Annotated in this window: 19 protein-coding genes; 10 read left to right on the top strand and 9 right to left on the bottom strand. The window is 54.5% G+C overall.

The features are described 5' to 3' along the window. Positions 1 to 14: 14 nt before the first annotated feature. The 4 genes from JYJ39_RS13290 to JYJ39_RS13305 are packed head-to-tail and all read right to left on the bottom strand — an operon-like array spanning position 15 to position 2,005. Positions 15 to 683: an ImmA/IrrE family metallo-endopeptidase gene (locus JYJ39_RS13290; protein WP_205204985.1), complete on the bottom strand. Its 669-nt coding sequence runs from the start codon at positions 681 to 683 to the stop codon at positions 15 to 17. 10 nt (positions 684 to 693) lie between these two features. Beyond that, on the bottom strand, positions 694 to 1,179 hold the full coding sequence (locus JYJ39_RS13295; protein ID WP_205204987.1) for a helix-turn-helix domain-containing protein: 486 nt from the start codon (positions 1,177 to 1,179) through the stop codon (positions 694 to 696). After that, positions 1,176 to 1,814 (bottom strand): hypothetical protein, encoded by a 639-nt coding sequence (locus JYJ39_RS13300; protein ID WP_205204989.1) that lies wholly within the window; start codon positions 1,812 to 1,814, stop codon positions 1,176 to 1,178. The genes JYJ39_RS13295 and JYJ39_RS13300 overlap by 4 nt, the downstream gene beginning before the upstream one ends. After that, the gene (locus JYJ39_RS13305) at positions 1,811 to 2,005 is read right to left on the bottom strand and encodes a hypothetical protein (RefSeq protein WP_205204992.1); all 195 of its coding nucleotides are present in this window, start codon (positions 2,003 to 2,005) and stop codon (positions 1,811 to 1,813) included. Before JYJ39_RS13305 ends, JYJ39_RS13300 begins: the two co-directional genes overlap by 4 nt. Positions 2,006 to 2,211: 206 nt before the next feature. On the opposite strand from JYJ39_RS13305, the gene JYJ39_RS13310 reads away from it, so the two are divergent. Genes JYJ39_RS13310 through JYJ39_RS13320 form a run of 3 tightly spaced genes read left to right on the top strand, consistent with a single transcriptional unit; the run spans position 2,212 to position 4,566 of the window. Further along, the gene (locus tag JYJ39_RS13310; protein WP_205204994.1) at positions 2,212 to 2,928 is read left to right on the top strand and encodes a multiubiquitin domain-containing protein; all 717 of its coding nucleotides are present in this window, start codon (positions 2,212 to 2,214) and stop codon (positions 2,926 to 2,928) included. Then, positions 2,903 to 4,084, top strand: a complete 1,182-nt coding sequence (locus JYJ39_RS13315; RefSeq protein WP_205204996.1) for a ThiF family adenylyltransferase — start codon at positions 2,903 to 2,905, stop codon at positions 4,082 to 4,084. Before JYJ39_RS13310 ends, JYJ39_RS13315 begins: the two co-directional genes overlap by 26 nt. Further along, positions 4,081 to 4,566 (top strand): DUF6527 family protein, encoded by a 486-nt coding sequence (locus tag JYJ39_RS13320; RefSeq protein ID WP_205204998.1) that lies wholly within the window; start codon positions 4,081 to 4,083, stop codon positions 4,564 to 4,566. The genes JYJ39_RS13315 and JYJ39_RS13320 overlap by 4 nt, the downstream gene beginning before the upstream one ends. A 174-nt stretch (positions 4,567 to 4,740) precedes the next feature. On the opposite strand, the gene gyrB is transcribed toward JYJ39_RS13320, so the two are convergent. From gyrB to dnaA, 3 genes are all read right to left on the bottom strand, one after another. Continuing rightward, positions 4,741 to 7,233 (bottom strand): DNA topoisomerase (ATP-hydrolyzing) subunit B, encoded by a 2,493-nt coding sequence (gene gyrB, locus JYJ39_RS13325; protein ID WP_205205000.1) that lies wholly within the window; start codon positions 7,231 to 7,233, stop codon positions 4,741 to 4,743. Between the two features lie 82 nt (positions 7,234 to 7,315). Further along, complete coding sequence (dnaN, locus tag JYJ39_RS13330; protein WP_205205002.1) at positions 7,316 to 8,422, bottom strand: DNA polymerase III subunit beta; 1,107 nt, start codon at positions 8,420 to 8,422, stop codon at positions 7,316 to 7,318. 260 nt (positions 8,423 to 8,682) lie between these two features. Then, positions 8,683 to 10,119: a chromosomal replication initiator protein DnaA gene (gene dnaA / locus JYJ39_RS13335; RefSeq protein ID WP_205205005.1), complete on the bottom strand. Its 1,437-nt coding sequence runs from the start codon at positions 10,117 to 10,119 to the stop codon at positions 8,683 to 8,685. A gap of 33 nt (positions 10,120 to 10,152) precedes the next feature. On the opposite strand from dnaA, the gene JYJ39_RS13340 reads away from it, so the two are divergent. The 6 genes from JYJ39_RS13340 to mnmE all read left to right on the top strand — a co-directional run bounded on the left by JYJ39_RS13340 (position 10,153) and on the right by mnmE (position 14,300). Then, positions 10,153 to 10,344 (top strand): hypothetical protein, encoded by a 192-nt coding sequence (locus tag JYJ39_RS13340; protein WP_205205007.1) that lies wholly within the window; start codon positions 10,153 to 10,155, stop codon positions 10,342 to 10,344. A 72-nt stretch (positions 10,345 to 10,416) separates the two neighbouring features. Continuing rightward, positions 10,417 to 10,551 carry a 50S ribosomal protein L34 gene (gene rpmH / locus JYJ39_RS13345; protein ID WP_027457001.1) on the top strand — a complete coding sequence of 45 codons (135 nt, stop codon included), beginning with the start codon at positions 10,417 to 10,419 and terminating at the stop codon, positions 10,549 to 10,551. Between the two features lie 24 nt (positions 10,552 to 10,575). After that, positions 10,576 to 11,049: a ribonuclease P protein component gene (gene rnpA / locus JYJ39_RS13350; protein WP_205205017.1), complete on the top strand. Its 474-nt coding sequence runs from the start codon at positions 10,576 to 10,578 to the stop codon at positions 11,047 to 11,049. Further along, entirely contained in the window at positions 11,046 to 11,255 is a 210-nt protein-coding gene (gene yidD, locus JYJ39_RS13355; RefSeq protein ID WP_205205009.1) for a membrane protein insertion efficiency factor YidD, read from the top strand. The genes rnpA and yidD overlap by 4 nt, the downstream gene beginning before the upstream one ends. A gap of 23 nt (positions 11,256 to 11,278) precedes the next feature. Further along, entirely contained in the window at positions 11,279 to 12,940 is a 1,662-nt protein-coding gene (yidC, locus tag JYJ39_RS13360; RefSeq protein WP_205205011.1) for a membrane protein insertase YidC, read from the top strand. Positions 12,941 to 12,944: 4 nt separating this feature from the next. Then, complete coding sequence (mnmE, locus tag JYJ39_RS13365; protein WP_205205013.1) at positions 12,945 to 14,300, top strand: tRNA uridine-5-carboxymethylaminomethyl(34) synthesis GTPase MnmE; 1,356 nt, start codon at positions 12,945 to 12,947, stop codon at positions 14,298 to 14,300. Between the two features lie 6 nt (positions 14,301 to 14,306). Here mnmE and JYJ39_RS13370 read toward each other — a convergent pair whose 3' ends face one another. After that, entirely contained in the window at positions 14,307 to 14,987 is a 681-nt protein-coding gene (locus tag JYJ39_RS13370; protein ID WP_240189662.1) for an integron integrase, read from the bottom strand. A gap of 4 nt (positions 14,988 to 14,991) precedes the next feature. Next, complete coding sequence (locus JYJ39_RS14250; protein WP_240189663.1) at positions 14,992 to 15,297, bottom strand: phage integrase N-terminal SAM-like domain-containing protein; 306 nt, start codon at positions 15,295 to 15,297, stop codon at positions 14,992 to 14,994. Between the two features lie 104 nt (positions 15,298 to 15,401). On the opposite strand from JYJ39_RS14250, the gene JYJ39_RS13375 reads away from it, so the two are divergent. Beyond that, the gene (locus JYJ39_RS13375; RefSeq protein WP_205205015.1) at positions 15,402 to 15,950 is read left to right on the top strand and encodes a DUF6714 family protein; all 549 of its coding nucleotides are present in this window, start codon (positions 15,402 to 15,404) and stop codon (positions 15,948 to 15,950) included. Positions 15,951 to 16,053 lie beyond the last annotated feature (103 nt).

Here is a 16,053-nt window from a genome sequence, read left to right on the forward strand (position 1 = left end):
TATCGCCCCTCAATTCAAGATTCTATCGAAGCGACAACTATTCTGACCCAGGGGGAGATCAAGCCGACCATAGGTCGATCACTCCCAACCGTCTCAATGAATCGGTAAAACGTTGTCGATAGCGTATTGCCAAACGAGCGGTGAAGCGACTGCATTGCTGAGATGCTTGGCTGGAGATCAAGAGCTTCCTCCGTAAACCGATCACGCAGAAACAACAACCGACCGGCTGCAAAGTTAGCCTCGGTTTCTATTTGCTCGTGGCAATCACGAGAGAGAGTATGGGAGTTATCGCCATGCATGGTGTCTTCATGCCACGGCAGGAGACTATGCCCGATCTCGTGTGCTTCGTTCCATCGATGTTTCTTTTCTGGCAAAGCCCCATCAAGGAGAATTCGCTTCCGATCTGGAACATAAAGAGCCTTAAGAGACATCTTCTTTATGGCGTCAAGAAGGATTGTTGGTCTCTGAAAGACCTGGATTGAGGCTACGCGGATTCGACTAATCGCCTCTTTAATGAGGCCGGGATCGTCGGCTGTATAGAACTGCCTGTCCAACTTAAGGAGTTCACGCACATCCGCGAGAGATAAAGGGGGCTCAGGATTTCCAAGCCCCCTCAAGACACGCTCGACCCTCTCGTCGATATCTTTAACAGTACTCTGACGGAGCAATCGGTTTTTGGCCAAGATGTAACTCTTATTCTTTGCTCAAAACGGCTACAAATGCTTCGAGTGCAGCTCTTTCCTGCGCAGTAAGTTCTGCAACCGATTCTGATCGAGCTGCAAATCGGACAGCTTCTTCATAAAGTACATCGTTCTGTGCCTCAATTAGACCAGCTATCTTTAGCAGATTAGTACGCGGTAACCCAAATACATTCGCAAGTTGATAAATTGTCCGGACATCGGGACGATAGTGCGCATCTTCTTCGATATCAAGTAATTCAACAACATCAATACTTGCATCTTCTGCCAATTTTTCAATCGAATAGCCATGGTTACGGCGCATCAAACGTACTAATCGACCAAATGCAATATTTGGTTCTTCACCTTTAGGAATAGAGCGATGTGCTGCTGGCTCACCACTAAACTCTAACTCAGATGCTAAGAGGCCAACGCCTATTTCATCATCCGATTCGAGTCGCGCCATCTGGACGCACCATTCTTTCGTAATCTCGATCTTCACAATGAGCCTCCTTTCATTACAAAAATAAGGGCCTGCTCTGGAGTCATTTCGAAGTAACGAAGGTCTTGATAGTTACTGTCCTTTCCAAGATCAGTCATTCCACATTTATTCCTGTAAAAGCTTTCAGACTGAGGAAGTGAGTGGAGGCCAATACGTCCCTTAAAACCTTCCAAACGACTTACTTCAATAGCGGTCCTGATAAAGATACTTCCCACCCCGCAATAGCGAGGTTCAGTATTCACGAGATCCTTACGATTCCATGGGGCATTCTCAACGTAGTCGACATAGATAAGATGCTGACCTCGCTGAGACTCCAAAAGACAGCGCTTTGATCCCATATCCAGTGTCATCATGCCTTGGGTCATCCCACCACACATGATGCTAAAACCTTGGGCACCTAGAAGCCCCTTCAATTCAGCGACCTTGGCACGCCAGTCCCAGTGCCTACTCTGAGGCCATTGATGACGTTCCACCCCCCTGCGGTGAAGTTTTTGTACCGCCTTAAAGGTCTCCGGTACCCACTCCGCCTCCCAATCTGCAAGTTGAGCGTCAGTAATAGCGTCCCAAAGCTCGGCGGCTTCCGGTTCTCCACGCTCCGTATTTAGAAGCACGATAGGCGATATCTCGACTGTCATAACAGCATTACCTCTGCTTTTTCCTTGGTCTTGTCATCTTCAAAGAAGAGCTTATCGCCCCTCTCCACTCGTACTTCTACGAGTTGATAGAGGCGAAGAGCCTGTCGGATCAACGACGTCTTACTAAGATCCTTCTTCACTGATAGGTCTTCCAGAACCTTCATCTCGGCCTCAGTGAGGTTGAGCGTCATTGTTCGCTTTGCAGTTGACATACTTCGCTTCCATTACCATGTTATCAGCTGCAAGGATAGCCCATAAACAGCCAATTTGCAAACTAAGCACGTTTGTTAAATAGCCGTTGACTAGCCATAATTTAGCTATACAATGCATAGCGTACAAGACAGCGCGAACGCTCACTTGCTAGTCTTGAATATCCCAAATCCTTTGGAGAAACCAAATGAATCATGAACATAGTCCGACGCAAGTCACTCATGGATATCCGATACACCTTGCTCTCGATGGAGTAGATTTCCACGCCGTGACCATTGCGGATCCTGTACCAACCGGTCGCCAAGTTTTGGCGGCGGCAGGCTTAGATGATCGGAACGACTTCACGCTGTGCGCCATCCTCGCCTCGGGCGACTTCGAGGAAGTGTCTATCAACGAAACGTTCGATCTGCGCGCACAGGGTGCCGAGCGCTTTATCGCCTTTCGTACGGACCGCAACTTCAAGCTCACACTCAATGAGCGTCAGTTGATCTGGGGACAGCCGACGATCCCGGGCAAAGCCCTCTATGCCCTGTCAGGTATTGATGAGAATCACGCTATCTTTCGTGAAGTCCGCGGAGGCTCGGATTGCTTGATCGAGCCTGAAGATAATGTCGATCTCACACAGTCAGGCGTAGAGCATTTCATCACGGCACCGCGCCCGGTGAAGGGCTACGTCATCGTCGTGAATTCTCGCGATGAGCCGGTCCCCGACAAACGCGTCACGTTCGAGCAGGTGGTGAAGTTGGCTTTCCCGGGCGCTCCAGCCGAGTCCAACGTTCGCTATTCCATGACTTATCGCCATGCGGCATCCAGGCCGCATGCTGGTGAGCTTGCCGAAGGCGGTTCGGTGGAAGTCAAACATCAAGGGACGATCTTCAATGTCACAAAAACCGTTCAGTCTTAATTCTGACTTGCGCCAACTGCGTGAGGAGGGTTACTTCGTACAAGTCCTTGGTGGCTTATTGGTGATGCGTGAAGTGCCCTACGTCGATGCCCAGAAGCAAGTACGCACGGGGACGCTGGTTTGTCCCCTCGATCTATCCGGGGATTTGACCCGCAAGCCCTCGACGCACGTCATGCATTGGGATGGCGATTTTCCGTGCCGAGCCGATGGCACACCGCTACGTGAAATCGAGCACCAATCCCAAGTCGTCAACTTGGGGCATGGTGTAAGCGCCCGCCATTCCTTTTCGAGTAAGCCAGGACCGGACGGTTATCCAAACTTCTACGAGAAGATGTCTACGTACGCATCTATCCTTGCAGGGCCTGCTGCGGTGCGACAACCGGGCATCAGCGCCCGCGTTTTTCGCGCGCCTGAAGATATGGAAACCGACATCGTGTTCAACTACATCGATACTGCATCGGACCGCGTAGGCATAGGCGGACTGACCGCCAAGCTTGAGGGTGAAGTTATTTCGGTGATCGGCACAGGGGGTACTGGCAGCTATATCGTAGACTTGGTGGCCAAGACGCCGGCACGCGAAATTCGCCTTTTCGATTCCGATGAGTTCTTGCAGCACAATGCCTTCCGTGCTCCCGGGGCTGCTTCTCTGGAAGAACTGCGCGATGCGCCGAAAAAGGTTGATTACCTCAAAGACATCTATACCAAGATGCACCGGGGCATCGTCGCACATCCGTTCAAGCTCGATCACACTAACGTCGGTCTACTCGACGGCACGACATTCGCCTTCATCTGCATGGATGCGGGAGAAGATAAGCGCGTCGTGGTGCAGAAGCTCGAAGCACTCGACGTGCCTTTCGTCGATGTTGGCATGGGTCTGGAGTTGGTCGACGGTAGCCTGGGTGGCATCTTGCGGGTAACCGCCAGTACGCCTGAGAAGCGCGAGCATGTCCATGCTGGACGTATTTCGTTTGCTGGTGGCGGTGAGCGTGACATTTATGCCTCCAACATCCAGGTCGCTGATCTCAACGCACTCAACGCCGTATTGGCCGTTATTAAGTGGAAAAAGCTCAGGGGCTTTTACCGCGATCTGGAACGGGAGCACCATTCCACCTACACAACCGACGGCAACTTATTGCTTAACGGAGATCAAGCATGATGCGTATTCTTTCGCTTGAGCATCACTTCGTACGTAGCGTACCGAGAGAACTCGAACCTGGTGTCTTGTACGTGTCCATGGAGTACGCCACGGCGGTGCACAGTTGTTGTTGCGGGTGTGGCGAGCAGGTGGTGACACCTTTGTCTCCTACCGACTGGAAGATGATCTACGACGGTGAGTCGGTTTCATTGACGCCCTCAATTGGCAACTGGCAGTTGCCGTGCCGCTCGCACTATATTATCAAGCGAGGTCACGTAATCGAGGCGGAAAGCTGGAGTACAGCGCAGGTTCAGGCTGAGTACCGGCGGGATAAAGAGGCCAAAGCTCGCTTCTATCATGACAAAGAGAGTGAAAACGGCAAACAAGAAGTCGGGCCTAGCAATCCAGAAATCGTCACTGAATCATCGTCAAGCTCAAAGCAGAAGGGCGGATTCTGGTCTTCTCTTGCCAAAATGCTATTCGGAGGCTCATCAGCAAAATAACTCTAAAGCCTATGTGATCACTATCCGTCATTGGTAGCAAAGCCTGAAAAATTACCTATCAGAGACGACAAAAGCTCCCGAAGGAGCTTTTCGTCAGTTTCTGTGACATTTTTTCTGCACTAACTTGGCAGAAAATTCACTTTCTGTGGCATCCGACATATCACAGAAACCGCATCAAATATCAATCCGCGCCGTCAAGGCATTGTTTTCAATGAATTCCCGGCGCGGTTCGACGTTTTCGCCCATCAGGGTGGTGAAGATTTCGTCGGCGGCGATGGCATCGTCGATCTGGACGCGCAGCAGGCGGCGGACGGTGGGGTCCATGGTGGTTTCCCAGAGTTGCTCGGGGTTCATTTCGCCCAGACCCTTGTAGCGCTGCTTGCTGATGCCACGTTCGACTTCGTTGAACAGCCATTTGATGGCTTCGGCAAAGGTGGTCACACCCTGTTTCTTCTCACCACGGGTAATGACGGCACCGGCGGTGAAGAGATCGGCAAGGATTTCTGCCGTGCGCTTGATCTGCAGGAAGTCGCCCGATAGCAGCAGATCCTCGTCGATCATGCCGACTTTCAGGTTGCCATGGTGCATGCGCTCGACGCGCAGGGTCCAGCGTTCCTGGATGTCATCGTACTTGACGCGTACGCTGGTATCGGCCGGAGTGTACAGCGACAAGGCAGCAGCACTCTTCTGCGCGCCCTCTTCTCCACTGAGATCGACCGCAATGTTGTGGCGCACGATGGCGTGCAGGATGTCCGGATGGACAAGGTGTGCCAGCCGTTCGATGACGGCATCGGTCGCCAGCCAGTTGCGCGCCAGATTTTCCAGGGCCGGCCCGGTGATAGGTTCGACGCCGGCAGCTTGCGGACTGAGCACCGCATCGGTCAGCGCCATGTTGAGCAGGAACTGGTTGTATTCCTGATCGTCCTTCAGATAACGCTCGGTTTTGCCATGTTTCACCTTGTACAAAGGCGGCTGAGCGATGTACACGTAGCCCCGCTCGATCAGCTCCGGCATCTGGCGGTACAGCAGCGTCAGCAACAGGGTACGGATGTGGGCGCCGTCAACGTCCGCATCGGTCATGATGATGACGCGGTGGTAACGCAGTTTTTCGATGTTGAAGTCGTCCTTGCCGATGCCGGTGCCGAGGGCAGTGATCAGGGTAACGATCTGATCGGAAGAAATCAGCTTGTCGAAACGGGCTTTTTCGACGTTCAGCACCTTGCCGCGCAGCGGCAGGATGGCCTGGAACTTGCGGTCGCGGCCCTGCTTGGCGGAGCCACCGGCGGAATCGCCCTCGACGATGTAGATTTCCGACTTGGCCGGGTCTTTTTCCTGGCAGTCGGCGAGTTTTCCGGGCAGACCGATGCCGTCGAGCACACCTTTGCGCCGCGTCATTTCGCGTGCCTTGCGGGCAGCTTCACGGGCACGGGAGGCTTCGACAATCTTGCTGCAAATCATCTTGGCGTCGGCCGGACGTTCGAGCAGGAAATCGGCGAGTTTCTGCGCAACGACTTCTTCCACGGCACCGCGTGCTTCGCTGGAAACCAGCTTCATCTTGGTCTGCGAGGCAAATTTCGGGTCCGGCATCTTCACCGACAGCACGCAGGCCAGACCTTCGCGCATGTCGTCACCGGCGATATCCACCTTGGCTTTCTTGGCAATCTCGTTTTCGTCGATGTACTTGTTGATAACGCGGGTCATCGCGGCGCGCAGGCCGGTCAAATGAGTGCCGCCGTCAGACTGCGGAATGTTGTTGGTAAAGCAGAGCACCTGTTCCTGGTAGGAATCGTTCCACTGCATGGCGACTTCGACGCCGATGGTGATGCCGGTATCGGCCGCACCCTGCCCGACCTTGGCTTCACCAGCAGAATAGAAAATGTTGGGATGCAGCACGCTCTTGTTGCGGTTGATGTACTCAACGAAACTCTGCACGCCACCGGCAAAGGCAAACAGCTCTTCCTTGCCGGAGCGCTGGTCAACCAGCTTGATGCTGACGCCGTTGTTGAGAAAAGACAGCTCACGCAGGCGCTTGGCGAGGATTTCGTAGTGGAATTCGACGTGGTTGAAAATTTCCTCATCGGCAAGGAAATGCACTTCCGTACCGCGTTTTTCCGAATTGCCGATGACTTTTAGAGGTGAAATTTCCACACCATCGACACGTTCAATCTCGCGATTGACGGGCACGCCGCGCTGGAATTCCATGAAATGCTTTTTTCCGTCGCGACGGATGGTCAGACGCAGGAATTTCGACAAGGCATTGACGCAGGAAACACCCACACCATGCAAACCGCCGGAAACCTTGTACGAGTTCTGGTTGAACTTGCCCCCAGCGTGCAACTCAGTCAGCGCGATTTCAGCTGCCGAACGCTTCGGTTCATGCTTGTCATCCATCTTGACGCCAGTCGGAATACCCCGGCCGTTGTCGATGACTGAAATCGAGTTATCGGTATGAATGGTGACGATGATCTCGTCGCAATGTCCGGCCAGTGCTTCATCGATGGAGTTATCGACAACTTCGAACACCAGGTGGTGCAGGCCGGTACCATCGGACGTGTCGCCGATGTACATGCCCGGACGTTTGCGCACAGCTTCCAGCCCTTCCAGGATCTGGATGCTGGATTCGCCGTAAGCAGGCCCACCGTCTTGCGGGAGATTTTGTTCACTCATTCTTCTTGCTTCCTTAAAAACACATCCGCCCGCGAGGGCGGATAGGGTACTGCAAAAATCAGTCTGTCCCTGGCTTGCCGGCTCAGATACGCATCGGCATCACGACATACTTGAATTGCGTGTTTTCCGGCACCGTCAGCAAGGAACTCGAACCGGCATCGTTGAAGCTCCATTGCACTTCATCGGCCTGGACGTTGTTCAGCATGTCGAGCAGATAACCCACATTGAAGCCGGCGTCGATGGATTCACCCGCGTACTCGACTTCGATTTCTTCCGTGGCTTCTTCCTGTTCGGCGTTGGCGGCAATGATCTTGAGGGTGTTTTCACCCAGGATGACGCGCACGCCGCGCAGTTTTTCAATGGTCAGAATCGCTGCCCGCTGCATGGCCTGAATCAGCTGCAGGCGGTTGATGCGGATATGGTGACGCAGGCTGGCCGGAATCACCCGTTCAAAGTCAGGGAATTTGCCGTCGATCAGTTTGGAAACCAGCACCACGCTGCCAAAGGAGAAGCAGATCTGGTTGCTGGTCATGCTGACATTGAGCGGCTCTTCGCTATCGCTCAACAGACGGTTGAGTTCCAGCACGGTTTTACGCGGCAGGATCATTTCCTGGCGCGGCAAATCACCTTCGATTTCCATACGGGCAAATGCCAGACGGTGACCATCGGTAGCCACACTGGTCAATTCCTTGCCATCGACCAGCAGCATCATGCCATTGAGGTAGTAGCGCACGTCCTGAGTTGCCATGGCGTATTGCGTTTTACCAATGAGCTGGCGAAACGCGCGCTGGCTGACGGTGAACGTGCGGCTTTCGCCTTCGCTCAGGGCCATGCGCGGAAAATCATCGGCCGGCAGGGTTTGCAGGTTGAAACGACTCTTGCCGGCTTTGATCTGCAGACGCTTGTCGTCCAGGCTCAATGTGACTTCCGTACCTTCTGGCAGGGAACGCAGGATGTCCTGGAGTTTCTTGGCACCCACGGTCACCGCGCCATTTTCTTCACCATTAACACATTGAGTATGGGTCGTGATCTGGATTTCGATGTCGGTAGCCAGAAAAGTCAGATTCTCGCCCTGCTTTTCCAGAAGTACGTTGGAAAGGATCGGCAAGGTATGGCGCCGTTCAACGATGCCCGAAACAGACTGCAGGGGTGCCAGCAGTGTCTCTCTTTGACTTTTAATAAGAGCCATATATAAAAATCCTTTAAATACTAAGTCAGGAATACTTCTGTGGATAACCTAAAATTTTTCTTTAACTTCAGATAGTTGAATCTTTGTTTCAGCGCTTGGTAAGTACCTGTGAAAGCTGTGAATGAATTCTGGATAACTTATCCACAGGATGAGATTTTCCGGTTTATCCCCAAACTACTGACACCCTGTGTACAGCCTTACCCCCAGGAAATCCCCCCTTTGGCAACAAGTAAAGCCTGTCGTGAGAGTCGCATTGTTGCCTAGCCCTTGAGGACCTGCAACAACACATGCAGATCATGATTGAGTTCGTTGTCTTTGGTACGCAGCGAATCGATGGTCTTGACGGCGTGAATGACGGTTGTGTGGTCACGACCGCCAAAGGCATCGCCGATTTCAGGAAAACTATGCGAAGTCACTTCCCGTGACAGCCACATGGCAATCTGCCGTGGTCTGGCGATGGCACGCGTGCGCTTCTTGGAAAAAATCTCGCCCACCTTGATCTTGTAGTAATCGGCCACGGTTTTCTGGATGTAGTCGATACCGATGTTGCGTACTGAGTTGATCAGGTCCTTGAGTGCTTCCTTGGCCAGATCGAGCGCAATTGGACGACCATGGAAAGAGGCGTACGCCAGCACCTTCTTCAATGCGCCCTCCAGCTCACGCACATTGGAACGCAGATGTTTTGCAATGAAAAAGGCCACTTCATCACTGAGGCGGATATTTTCTGCCTCGGCTTTTTTCTGCAGGATGGCAACCCGCATTTCCAGTTCGGGTGGTTCGATCTGGACGGTCAAACCCCAGTCGAAGCGGGTCACCAAGCGATCATCCAGGCCATTGATATCTTTTGGATAGGTATCGCAGGTAATGATGATCTGCTTGCGTGCTTCGATCAGTGCATTGAAAAGAAAGAAAAATTCTTCCTGAGAGCGGTTCTTGCCATTAAAAAACTGCACATCGTCGAGTAGCAGGACGTCAATGGAACGGTAGGTGCGCTTGAAGGTATCAAAGGATTTTTGCTGGTAAGCGCGAACCACGTCCGAGTAGTAGTCCTCGGCATGGACATAACGGACGATGGCGTCGGGGCGTTCCGCCACGATGTGATTGCCGATGGCGTGGATGAGGTGAGTCTTGCCCAGGCCAGCCCCACCATAGATGAAGAGCGGGTTGTAGGCACCGCCGGGATTGCCCGCAACCTGTACCGCTGCAGCACGGGCCAGATCATTGGCACGACCAACCACCAGATTGTCGAAAGTGAAATTAGAGAACAGGCGCGACTTTTCGTAGTTGCCAGGGGTTTTGCTGCGCTGTTTTTTGGCTGGCAGAGTTTCCTGAATTCCTGAGCCTGACTGGGCCGGCAATGAATTTTCCGTGGCCTCAGCATGATCATCATGGGGCGACGATTCATTGCGGCTTGTCGCAGCGCTGGGGCGCTTGCCGGGAGTGGCCCCCTGATTACCGATCAGCAGGTTGATGCTGACCGGGGCAGCAAAGAATTCCTGAGCCTGGGCTTCAATCTGGTGCAGAAATTTTTCCCGCACCCACTTCAGGATGAAGCCGTTGGGAGCAAGCAGTTGCAGTCCCTTTTCCTGAGCCGTACTTTCGCCTTCCAGGCGCAGCGGTTTGATCCAGGTGTTGAATTGCTGCGCCGGCAGTTCTGCAGCAAAACGCTGCAGGCAGGATTCCCAGAAAGCGGACATGAAAAAAGAGACTCCCTATCCTCGCAAAACTCGTTGAACAAGCTGGGCAAAGGATTTCAACTATCTGATTTTGTTATGAATAAACAGGCTTCACGTTTTTATTCAGCTTGCCTGGCAGGCGCTGGGGTTGCGTTCTACATGGGGGGACGCAACAAAAAACGTGAAAGCCGCAGGTCGTGGATTTTAACCCGCGAACAAAAAGTTATCCACAGCTTGTGGAAATAAATCAGCTTGACAGCCGCAGGTGAAACACGGTGTAATCACGCGTTTTTCTCCGCTCACTCAAGGAATTACGACATGAAACGCACCTATCAACCGTCGGTCGTGCGCCGCAAGCGCACCCATGGCTTCCTGGTTCGTTCGCGCACCAAGGGTGGCCGCGCCGTCCTCGCCGCGCGCCGCGCCAAGGGCCGCAAGCGCCTGGCCGTCTAAGTCGGCGCAGCCGGTGTGCACCGGATGCCCGACGCAGTAAAGCACGGCTTTGCCCGACGCGATCGACTGACCAAAACGGATGAGTTTTCATCCGTTTTTGGTTTCCGCAAGGCGATTCGTGGCCAATGGCTGATGCTGCACTATCAGCCGCGAAGCCCGCAGTGTCGACAAATTCGGGAGCAGTCCGGTCCCGAGGCAGCAGCGCCGGCAGCTCGGCTGGGTCTGGTTGTTGGCAAAAAATTATTGAAACGTGCTGTTGACCGCAATCGTCTGAAGCGGGTGGTACGGGAAAATTTTCGTCTGCGTCGCCTGCAACTGCCTTCTTACGATCTGGTAGTACGCTTGGCCGTCAAAGGCGTTCCCTTGCACGATGCTGAACTGGCTACTGAAATCAATGCCCTGTTTGACCGTCTTGCAGTTCGCCATTGGCGGCAGTTGGAAATAGCAGCACAAACGGTTGAGCAACAGGTCGCGGCGACCTCGCGAGACTTGCCATGAAGTGGGTGCTGATTGCCTTGGTGCGCGTGTATCAATATGCAATCAGCCCGCTGACAGGCCGCCGTTGCCGTTTTTTCCCCACCTGTTCCGAATATACGATCGACGCCCTGCGCCAGTACGGCGCCTGGAAAGGCGGCTGGTTGGGAGTGAAGCGAATTTTTCGTTGTCACCCTTGGCATCCGGGCGGTTATGATCCCCTCCCCTGATTCAATTTTCAAAGCATAGGCCCATGGACACTCGACGCCTGATTCTGGTCATGATTTTTGCCTTCTCCAGCTACATGCTGTGGGACAACTGGCAGCAATACAAAAATCCGCGGCCGGTCACGCCAGCAACAGCCACAGCGGCGCAACAAAGCGCTGGCCACAGCGATGCGCCACAGCCTTCGGTCAATCTGCAGGCGGCTGGACAGCCGAGCGCACCGCTGGTTGAAGAAAAGCCGGCCACTGCGGTGGACACCTTCACCGTGACCACCGATCTGGCCAAGATCACGATTTCCACCCAGGGTGGCGATCTGGTCGGGCTGGAACTCCTGAATTACAAGGAGAGCGAGGATAACGAAAAGAATTTCCATCTTTTTGGCGCGCAGCATCACTACCAGGCCCAAAGCGGTTTGATCGGTAATGGCCTGCCCTCGCATCGCAGTTTGTTCAAGCGTGTCGATGGCCCGCTCGAACTGGCCGAAGGTCAGGACGAACTGCAGGTGCGTCTGGAAGCGGATGGCCCACAGGGTGTACGCGTTGCCCGTATCCTTACCTTCAAGCGCGGCAGCTATGTTGTGGATATGGCCTGGGAAATCGTCAATGGTTCGGATCAGGCGATCGCGCCGCACGCCTATTTCCAGATTCAGCGTGATGATGTCGATCCTTCCGGCAGCAACATGATGATGCATACCTTCACCGGCCCGGCAGTGTTCACCGATGCCGAAAAGTATCAGAAGGTGAGCTTTGCCGATATCGGCGACAAGAGCGCCAAGTTTGCCAAGGCAGCAGACAACGGCTGGCTGGCCATGGTGCAGCATTACTTCGTTGCCGCTCTGGTACCGCAGCAGGGTGTTCAGCGTGAGTATTACATGCGCAAGCTGGATGGCAGCAACCTGTTCCAGGTGGGTGTCATCGTGCCGGTCAGCGAAATTGGCCCGGGGACCAGTGCCCGTACCGCCGTCAGCCTATTTGCCGGTCCGCAGGAGCAGGCTGCCCTCAAGGAAACCGCACCAGGTCTCGATCTGGTGGTGGATTACGGCTGGCTGACAGTGATCGCAGCGCCAATTTTCTGGGCGCTGCAGTTCATTCACGGTCTGGTGGGTAACTGGGGCTGGGCAATCGTGGTTCTCACCATTGCCATCAAACTCGCCTTTTTCCCGCTTTCAGCAGCCTCTTACCGTTCGATGGCCAAGATGCGCGTGGTTACACCGCGCCTGGTGCAGCTGAAGGAACGCTATAGCGATGACCGCGCCCGCCTGAATCAGGAAATGATGAAGCTCTACCAGAGCGAAAAAATCAATCCGCTGGGGGGCTGCTTGCCGATCCTGATCCAGATTCCGGTCTTCATTGCCCTGTACTGGGTATTGCTGGGCGCAGTCGAAATGCGTGGGGCACCGTGGATCGGCTGGATTACCGATCTGGCTTCGGCGGACCCGTACTACATCCTGCCTGTCATCATGATTGTTTCCATGGTGATCCAGATGAAGCTCAATCCGACGCCGCCGGATCCGATCCAGGCCAAGGTGATGATGGCCATGCCCTTCGTGTTCGGTGTCATGTTCCTCTTCTTCCCGTCCGGGCTGGTGCTGTACTGGGTGGTGAACAACATTCTGTCGATTGCCCAGCAGTGGCAGATCACCCGCATGATGGAAAAGGGCGGCAAGGCTGCCAACGACGCGAAAGCCTGAGGGTGTGGCAGTTGTAAACAATGACACCATCGCCGCCATTGCCACGGCTCCAGGCCGTGGCGGGGTGGGCGTCATCCGCATTTCGGGCAGCGCTTTGCTGCCCTTTGCTTTGCAGCTGACCGGCAAGACGCCGACGCCGCGCCAGGCAAGTTTGAACCATTTCAGAGCGGCGGACGGCAGCAGCATCGACAGCGGTCTGTTGCTCTACTTTCCGGCCCCGCATTCATTTACCGGCGAAGATGTGCTGGAACTGCAGGGGCACGGTGGGCCGGTGGTGATGCAGATGCTGCTGGCCCGCTGTCTTGATCTCGGTGCGCGTCTGGCCGAGCCGGGCGAATTCAGCCGGCGGGCGTTTCTCAACGGCAAAATGGACCTGGCCCAGGCGGAAGCGGTGGCCGATCTGATCGATGCCGCCACTGCCAGTGCTGCCCGTTCCGCCGTTCGTTCATTGCAGGGAGAGTTTTCCCGCGCTATCGGCGAATTGAACGAAGAATTGATCAATCTGCGCATGCTGGTTGAGGCAACGCTGGATTTCCCCGAAGAAGAGATCGATTTTCTGCAGGCGGCCGATGCATTCGGCCGCCTGCAGCGTCTGCAGGAAAAACTGGCCGACATCTTCCAGCGCGCCGGTCAGGGCAAACTGCTGCAGGCCGGTTTGCACGTCGTTCTGGCGGGGCAGCCCAATGTGGGCAAATCCTCGCTGCTTAACCGACTCGCTGGTGACGATCTGGCCATCGTCACCCCCATTGCCGGCACCACCCGCGATGCCCTGCGCTCGACCATCCAGATCGAAGGTATCCCGCTGCATATCATCGATACGGCAGGCCTGCGCGACACCGACGACGAAGTGGAAAAAATCGGTATCGCCCGCAGCTGGCAGGAAATCGAACGCGCCGATGTCGTGCTGCTCCTGGTCGATGCCCGCCAGGGCGTTACGGAAGCGGATAGCGCCATTCTGGAAAAACTTCCGGCGCGCCTGCAGCGGATTACGGTCCATAACAAGATCGACCTGGCCGGCAGCAAGGCAGAACGGCACAGCGAAGCCGACGCGGTTGTGGTCAGCCTTTCGGCCAAGGCCAATCAGGGTATCGATCTGCTGCGTGCCGAACTTCTGCGAGTTGCCGGTTGGCAGCAGACCGAAGATGTCTTCATTGCGCGCGAACGTCACCTGCGTGCGCTGAGTGCCGCCCGCGAACACGTTGCCGGCGCCAGCCGGATCGTGCACGGCCCGTTCCCTGCCCTCGAACTCTTTGCCGAAGAACTACGCCTGGCGCAGCAGGCGCTGGGTCAGATTACCGGCGAATTCACTGCCGACGACCTTTTAGGGGTCATTTTCAGCCGCTTCTGCATCGGCAAGTGATTACCCCTAACTCAGATCCAGCGGACTGACCACGCCGCGCCCGCCTTTGTTTAGCACGTGGGTATAGATCATGGTCGTTGCCACGTCGGCATGGCCCAGCAATTCCTGTACCGTGCGAATGTCGTAGCCGCCCTGTAACAGGTGAGTCGCAAAGGAATGGCGCAAAGTGTGCGGGGTGGCTGGTTTGCTGATAGCTGCTTCCTGCACTGCGCGTTTCATCGCCCGCTGCACTAATTTTTCATCGATATGATGCCGCCGCTCGGTGCCGCTGCGCGGATCAATTGAATAGCTCTTGGCAACAAAAACATACTGCCAAGCCCATTCATTTTCTGCATTTGCGTATTTGCGGTCCAGGGCGTTGGGCAAATACACCGACGCCATGCCTTTGGCTAAATCGTCTTCATACAAATGGCGGCGGCGCTGCAAATGCGCCTGCAATTCAGCGGCAATACGCTGCGGCAACATGGTCACCCGGTCTTTTGCGCCCTTGCCGTCACGCACGATAATTTCCGCCCGGGAAAAATCCACATCCTTGACCCGCAAACGCACGCACTCCATCAAGCGCATGCCCGTGCCGTACAACAGGCGCAGCATCAAGCCATAAGTTCCCTCGGTTCGTCCGAGTACCGCCTGAACTTCCTCCCGCGTCAACACCACTGGCAAACGGGCTGGCCGTTTGGCACGCACTACCTCATCGAGCCAGGGCAGGATTGATGTGCAGCAGCTCGCGGTATAAAAACAGCAAAGCCGACAGCGCCTGATTCTGTGTTGCTGCCGCTACCCGGCCCTCTACCGCCAGATGCGTCAAAAACGCCTCGACCTCCTTCGCCCCCATCTCCTGAGGGTGACGTTTCCCATGGAAAAGAATGAAACGCCTCACCCATTGGACATATTGTGTTTCTGTCCGTATGCTGTAGTGCTTCAAGCGTAGGCGATCACGCAGCAGGTCGAGCAATTTCGGGGCATTTTGCGATGGGTTGGCTTGCTGTTCATTCATGATTCTTTAAAAATCATATGGATGATTTGTAATGAACTTTGTTATACACCTTTTTGAAAATGAGTATACACCGGCCGCGGTGTATACTGGACGTTAGGCAGAGCATGGCAGTACGATACCCATCCGCCGATGACATCGCCGAAATGAGGGCGCGTGGCTACGACTCATCGGTTATCGACGAAGCGAGTGAATTGTCCAAACGCCGCGAGATACTCGAACAGTTAAAAGAAAAGATACGAGTTGCATTCGCCGGTGTTCGTTTAGGTTCAGGTGTTGGTTTGCGCGAAGCTCAGGCAATAGATGACTACGCTAACGATGAGACACGGGCGCGATACCGAGAAATTGACGAAAAAGATGACTGGCAGGCAATTTGTGCAACTGATTTAAATGAGTGCAACAGTAGTCTTTCATTCTTCGATGCCGAAGGAATGCGTTTTCACTTGCCTGCTTATTTAATAGCGGACCTGAATGGCGACTATGGTTTTGGCATGTCTTATCACCTAACTCAGTGCCCGGATGAGCGGTTCTCTCTTCTGAGCGCGCCACAAGCCAGAGTTTTGAGGGAGTATCTTTGCTTTATCGAAGACGAACCCGACTATGCATTTGATCGCGAACATATACGGAGGGCTCTTGAAGAATACTGGATCGCCTAACACTGCGGTCAAGGCCGCTCCGGCCTGTGGCCTCCGCTGGACGTCCCGCCCCCTGGGTCAGAATAGTTGTCGCTTCGATAGAATCTTGAATTGAGGGGCGATA

This window comes from Azonexus hydrophilus, assembly GCF_905120355.1.
Classification (GTDB): Bacteria; Pseudomonadota; Gammaproteobacteria; order Burkholderiales; family Rhodocyclaceae; genus Azonexus.

Bases quoted from the DNA above. Each gene is read 5' to 3' on its own strand.
- JYJ39_RS13300 (WP_205204989.1), bottom strand. From the start codon at position 1,814: ATGACAGTCGAGATATCGCCTATCGTGCTTCTAAATACGGAGCGTGGA.
- JYJ39_RS13305 (WP_205204992.1), bottom strand. From the start codon at position 2,005: ATGACGCTCAACCTCACTGAGGCCGAGATGAAGGTTCTGGAAGACCTA.
- JYJ39_RS13310 (WP_205204994.1), top strand. From the start codon at position 2,212: ATGAATCATGAACATAGTCCGACGCAAGTCACTCATGGATATCCGATA.
- JYJ39_RS13315 (WP_205204996.1), top strand. From the start codon at position 2,903: ATGTCACAAAAACCGTTCAGTCTTAATTCTGACTTGCGCCAACTGCGT.
- JYJ39_RS13320 (WP_205204998.1), top strand. From the start codon at position 4,081: ATGATGCGTATTCTTTCGCTTGAGCATCACTTCGTACGTAGCGTACCG.
- gyrB (WP_205205000.1), bottom strand. From the start codon at position 7,233: ATGAGTGAACAAAATCTCCCGCAAGACGGTGGGCCTGCTTACGGCGAA.
- dnaN (WP_205205002.1), bottom strand. From the start codon at position 8,422: ATGGCTCTTATTAAAAGTCAAAGAGAGACACTGCTGGCACCCCTGCAG.
- dnaA (WP_205205005.1), bottom strand. From the start codon at position 10,119: ATGTCCGCTTTCTGGGAATCCTGCCTGCAGCGTTTTGCTGCAGAACTG.
- rpmH (WP_027457001.1), top strand. From the start codon at position 10,417: ATGAAACGCACCTATCAACCGTCGGTCGTGCGCCGCAAGCGCACCCAT.
- rnpA (WP_205205017.1), top strand. From the start codon at position 10,576: ATGCCCGACGCAGTAAAGCACGGCTTTGCCCGACGCGATCGACTGACC.
- yidD (WP_205205009.1), top strand. From the start codon at position 11,046: ATGAAGTGGGTGCTGATTGCCTTGGTGCGCGTGTATCAATATGCAATC.
- yidC (WP_205205011.1), top strand. From the start codon at position 11,279: ATGGACACTCGACGCCTGATTCTGGTCATGATTTTTGCCTTCTCCAGC.
- JYJ39_RS14250 (WP_240189663.1), bottom strand. From the start codon at position 15,297: ATGAATGAACAGCAAGCCAACCCATCGCAAAATGCCCCGAAATTGCTC.
- JYJ39_RS13375 (WP_205205015.1), top strand. From the start codon at position 15,402: ATGGCAGTACGATACCCATCCGCCGATGACATCGCCGAAATGAGGGCG.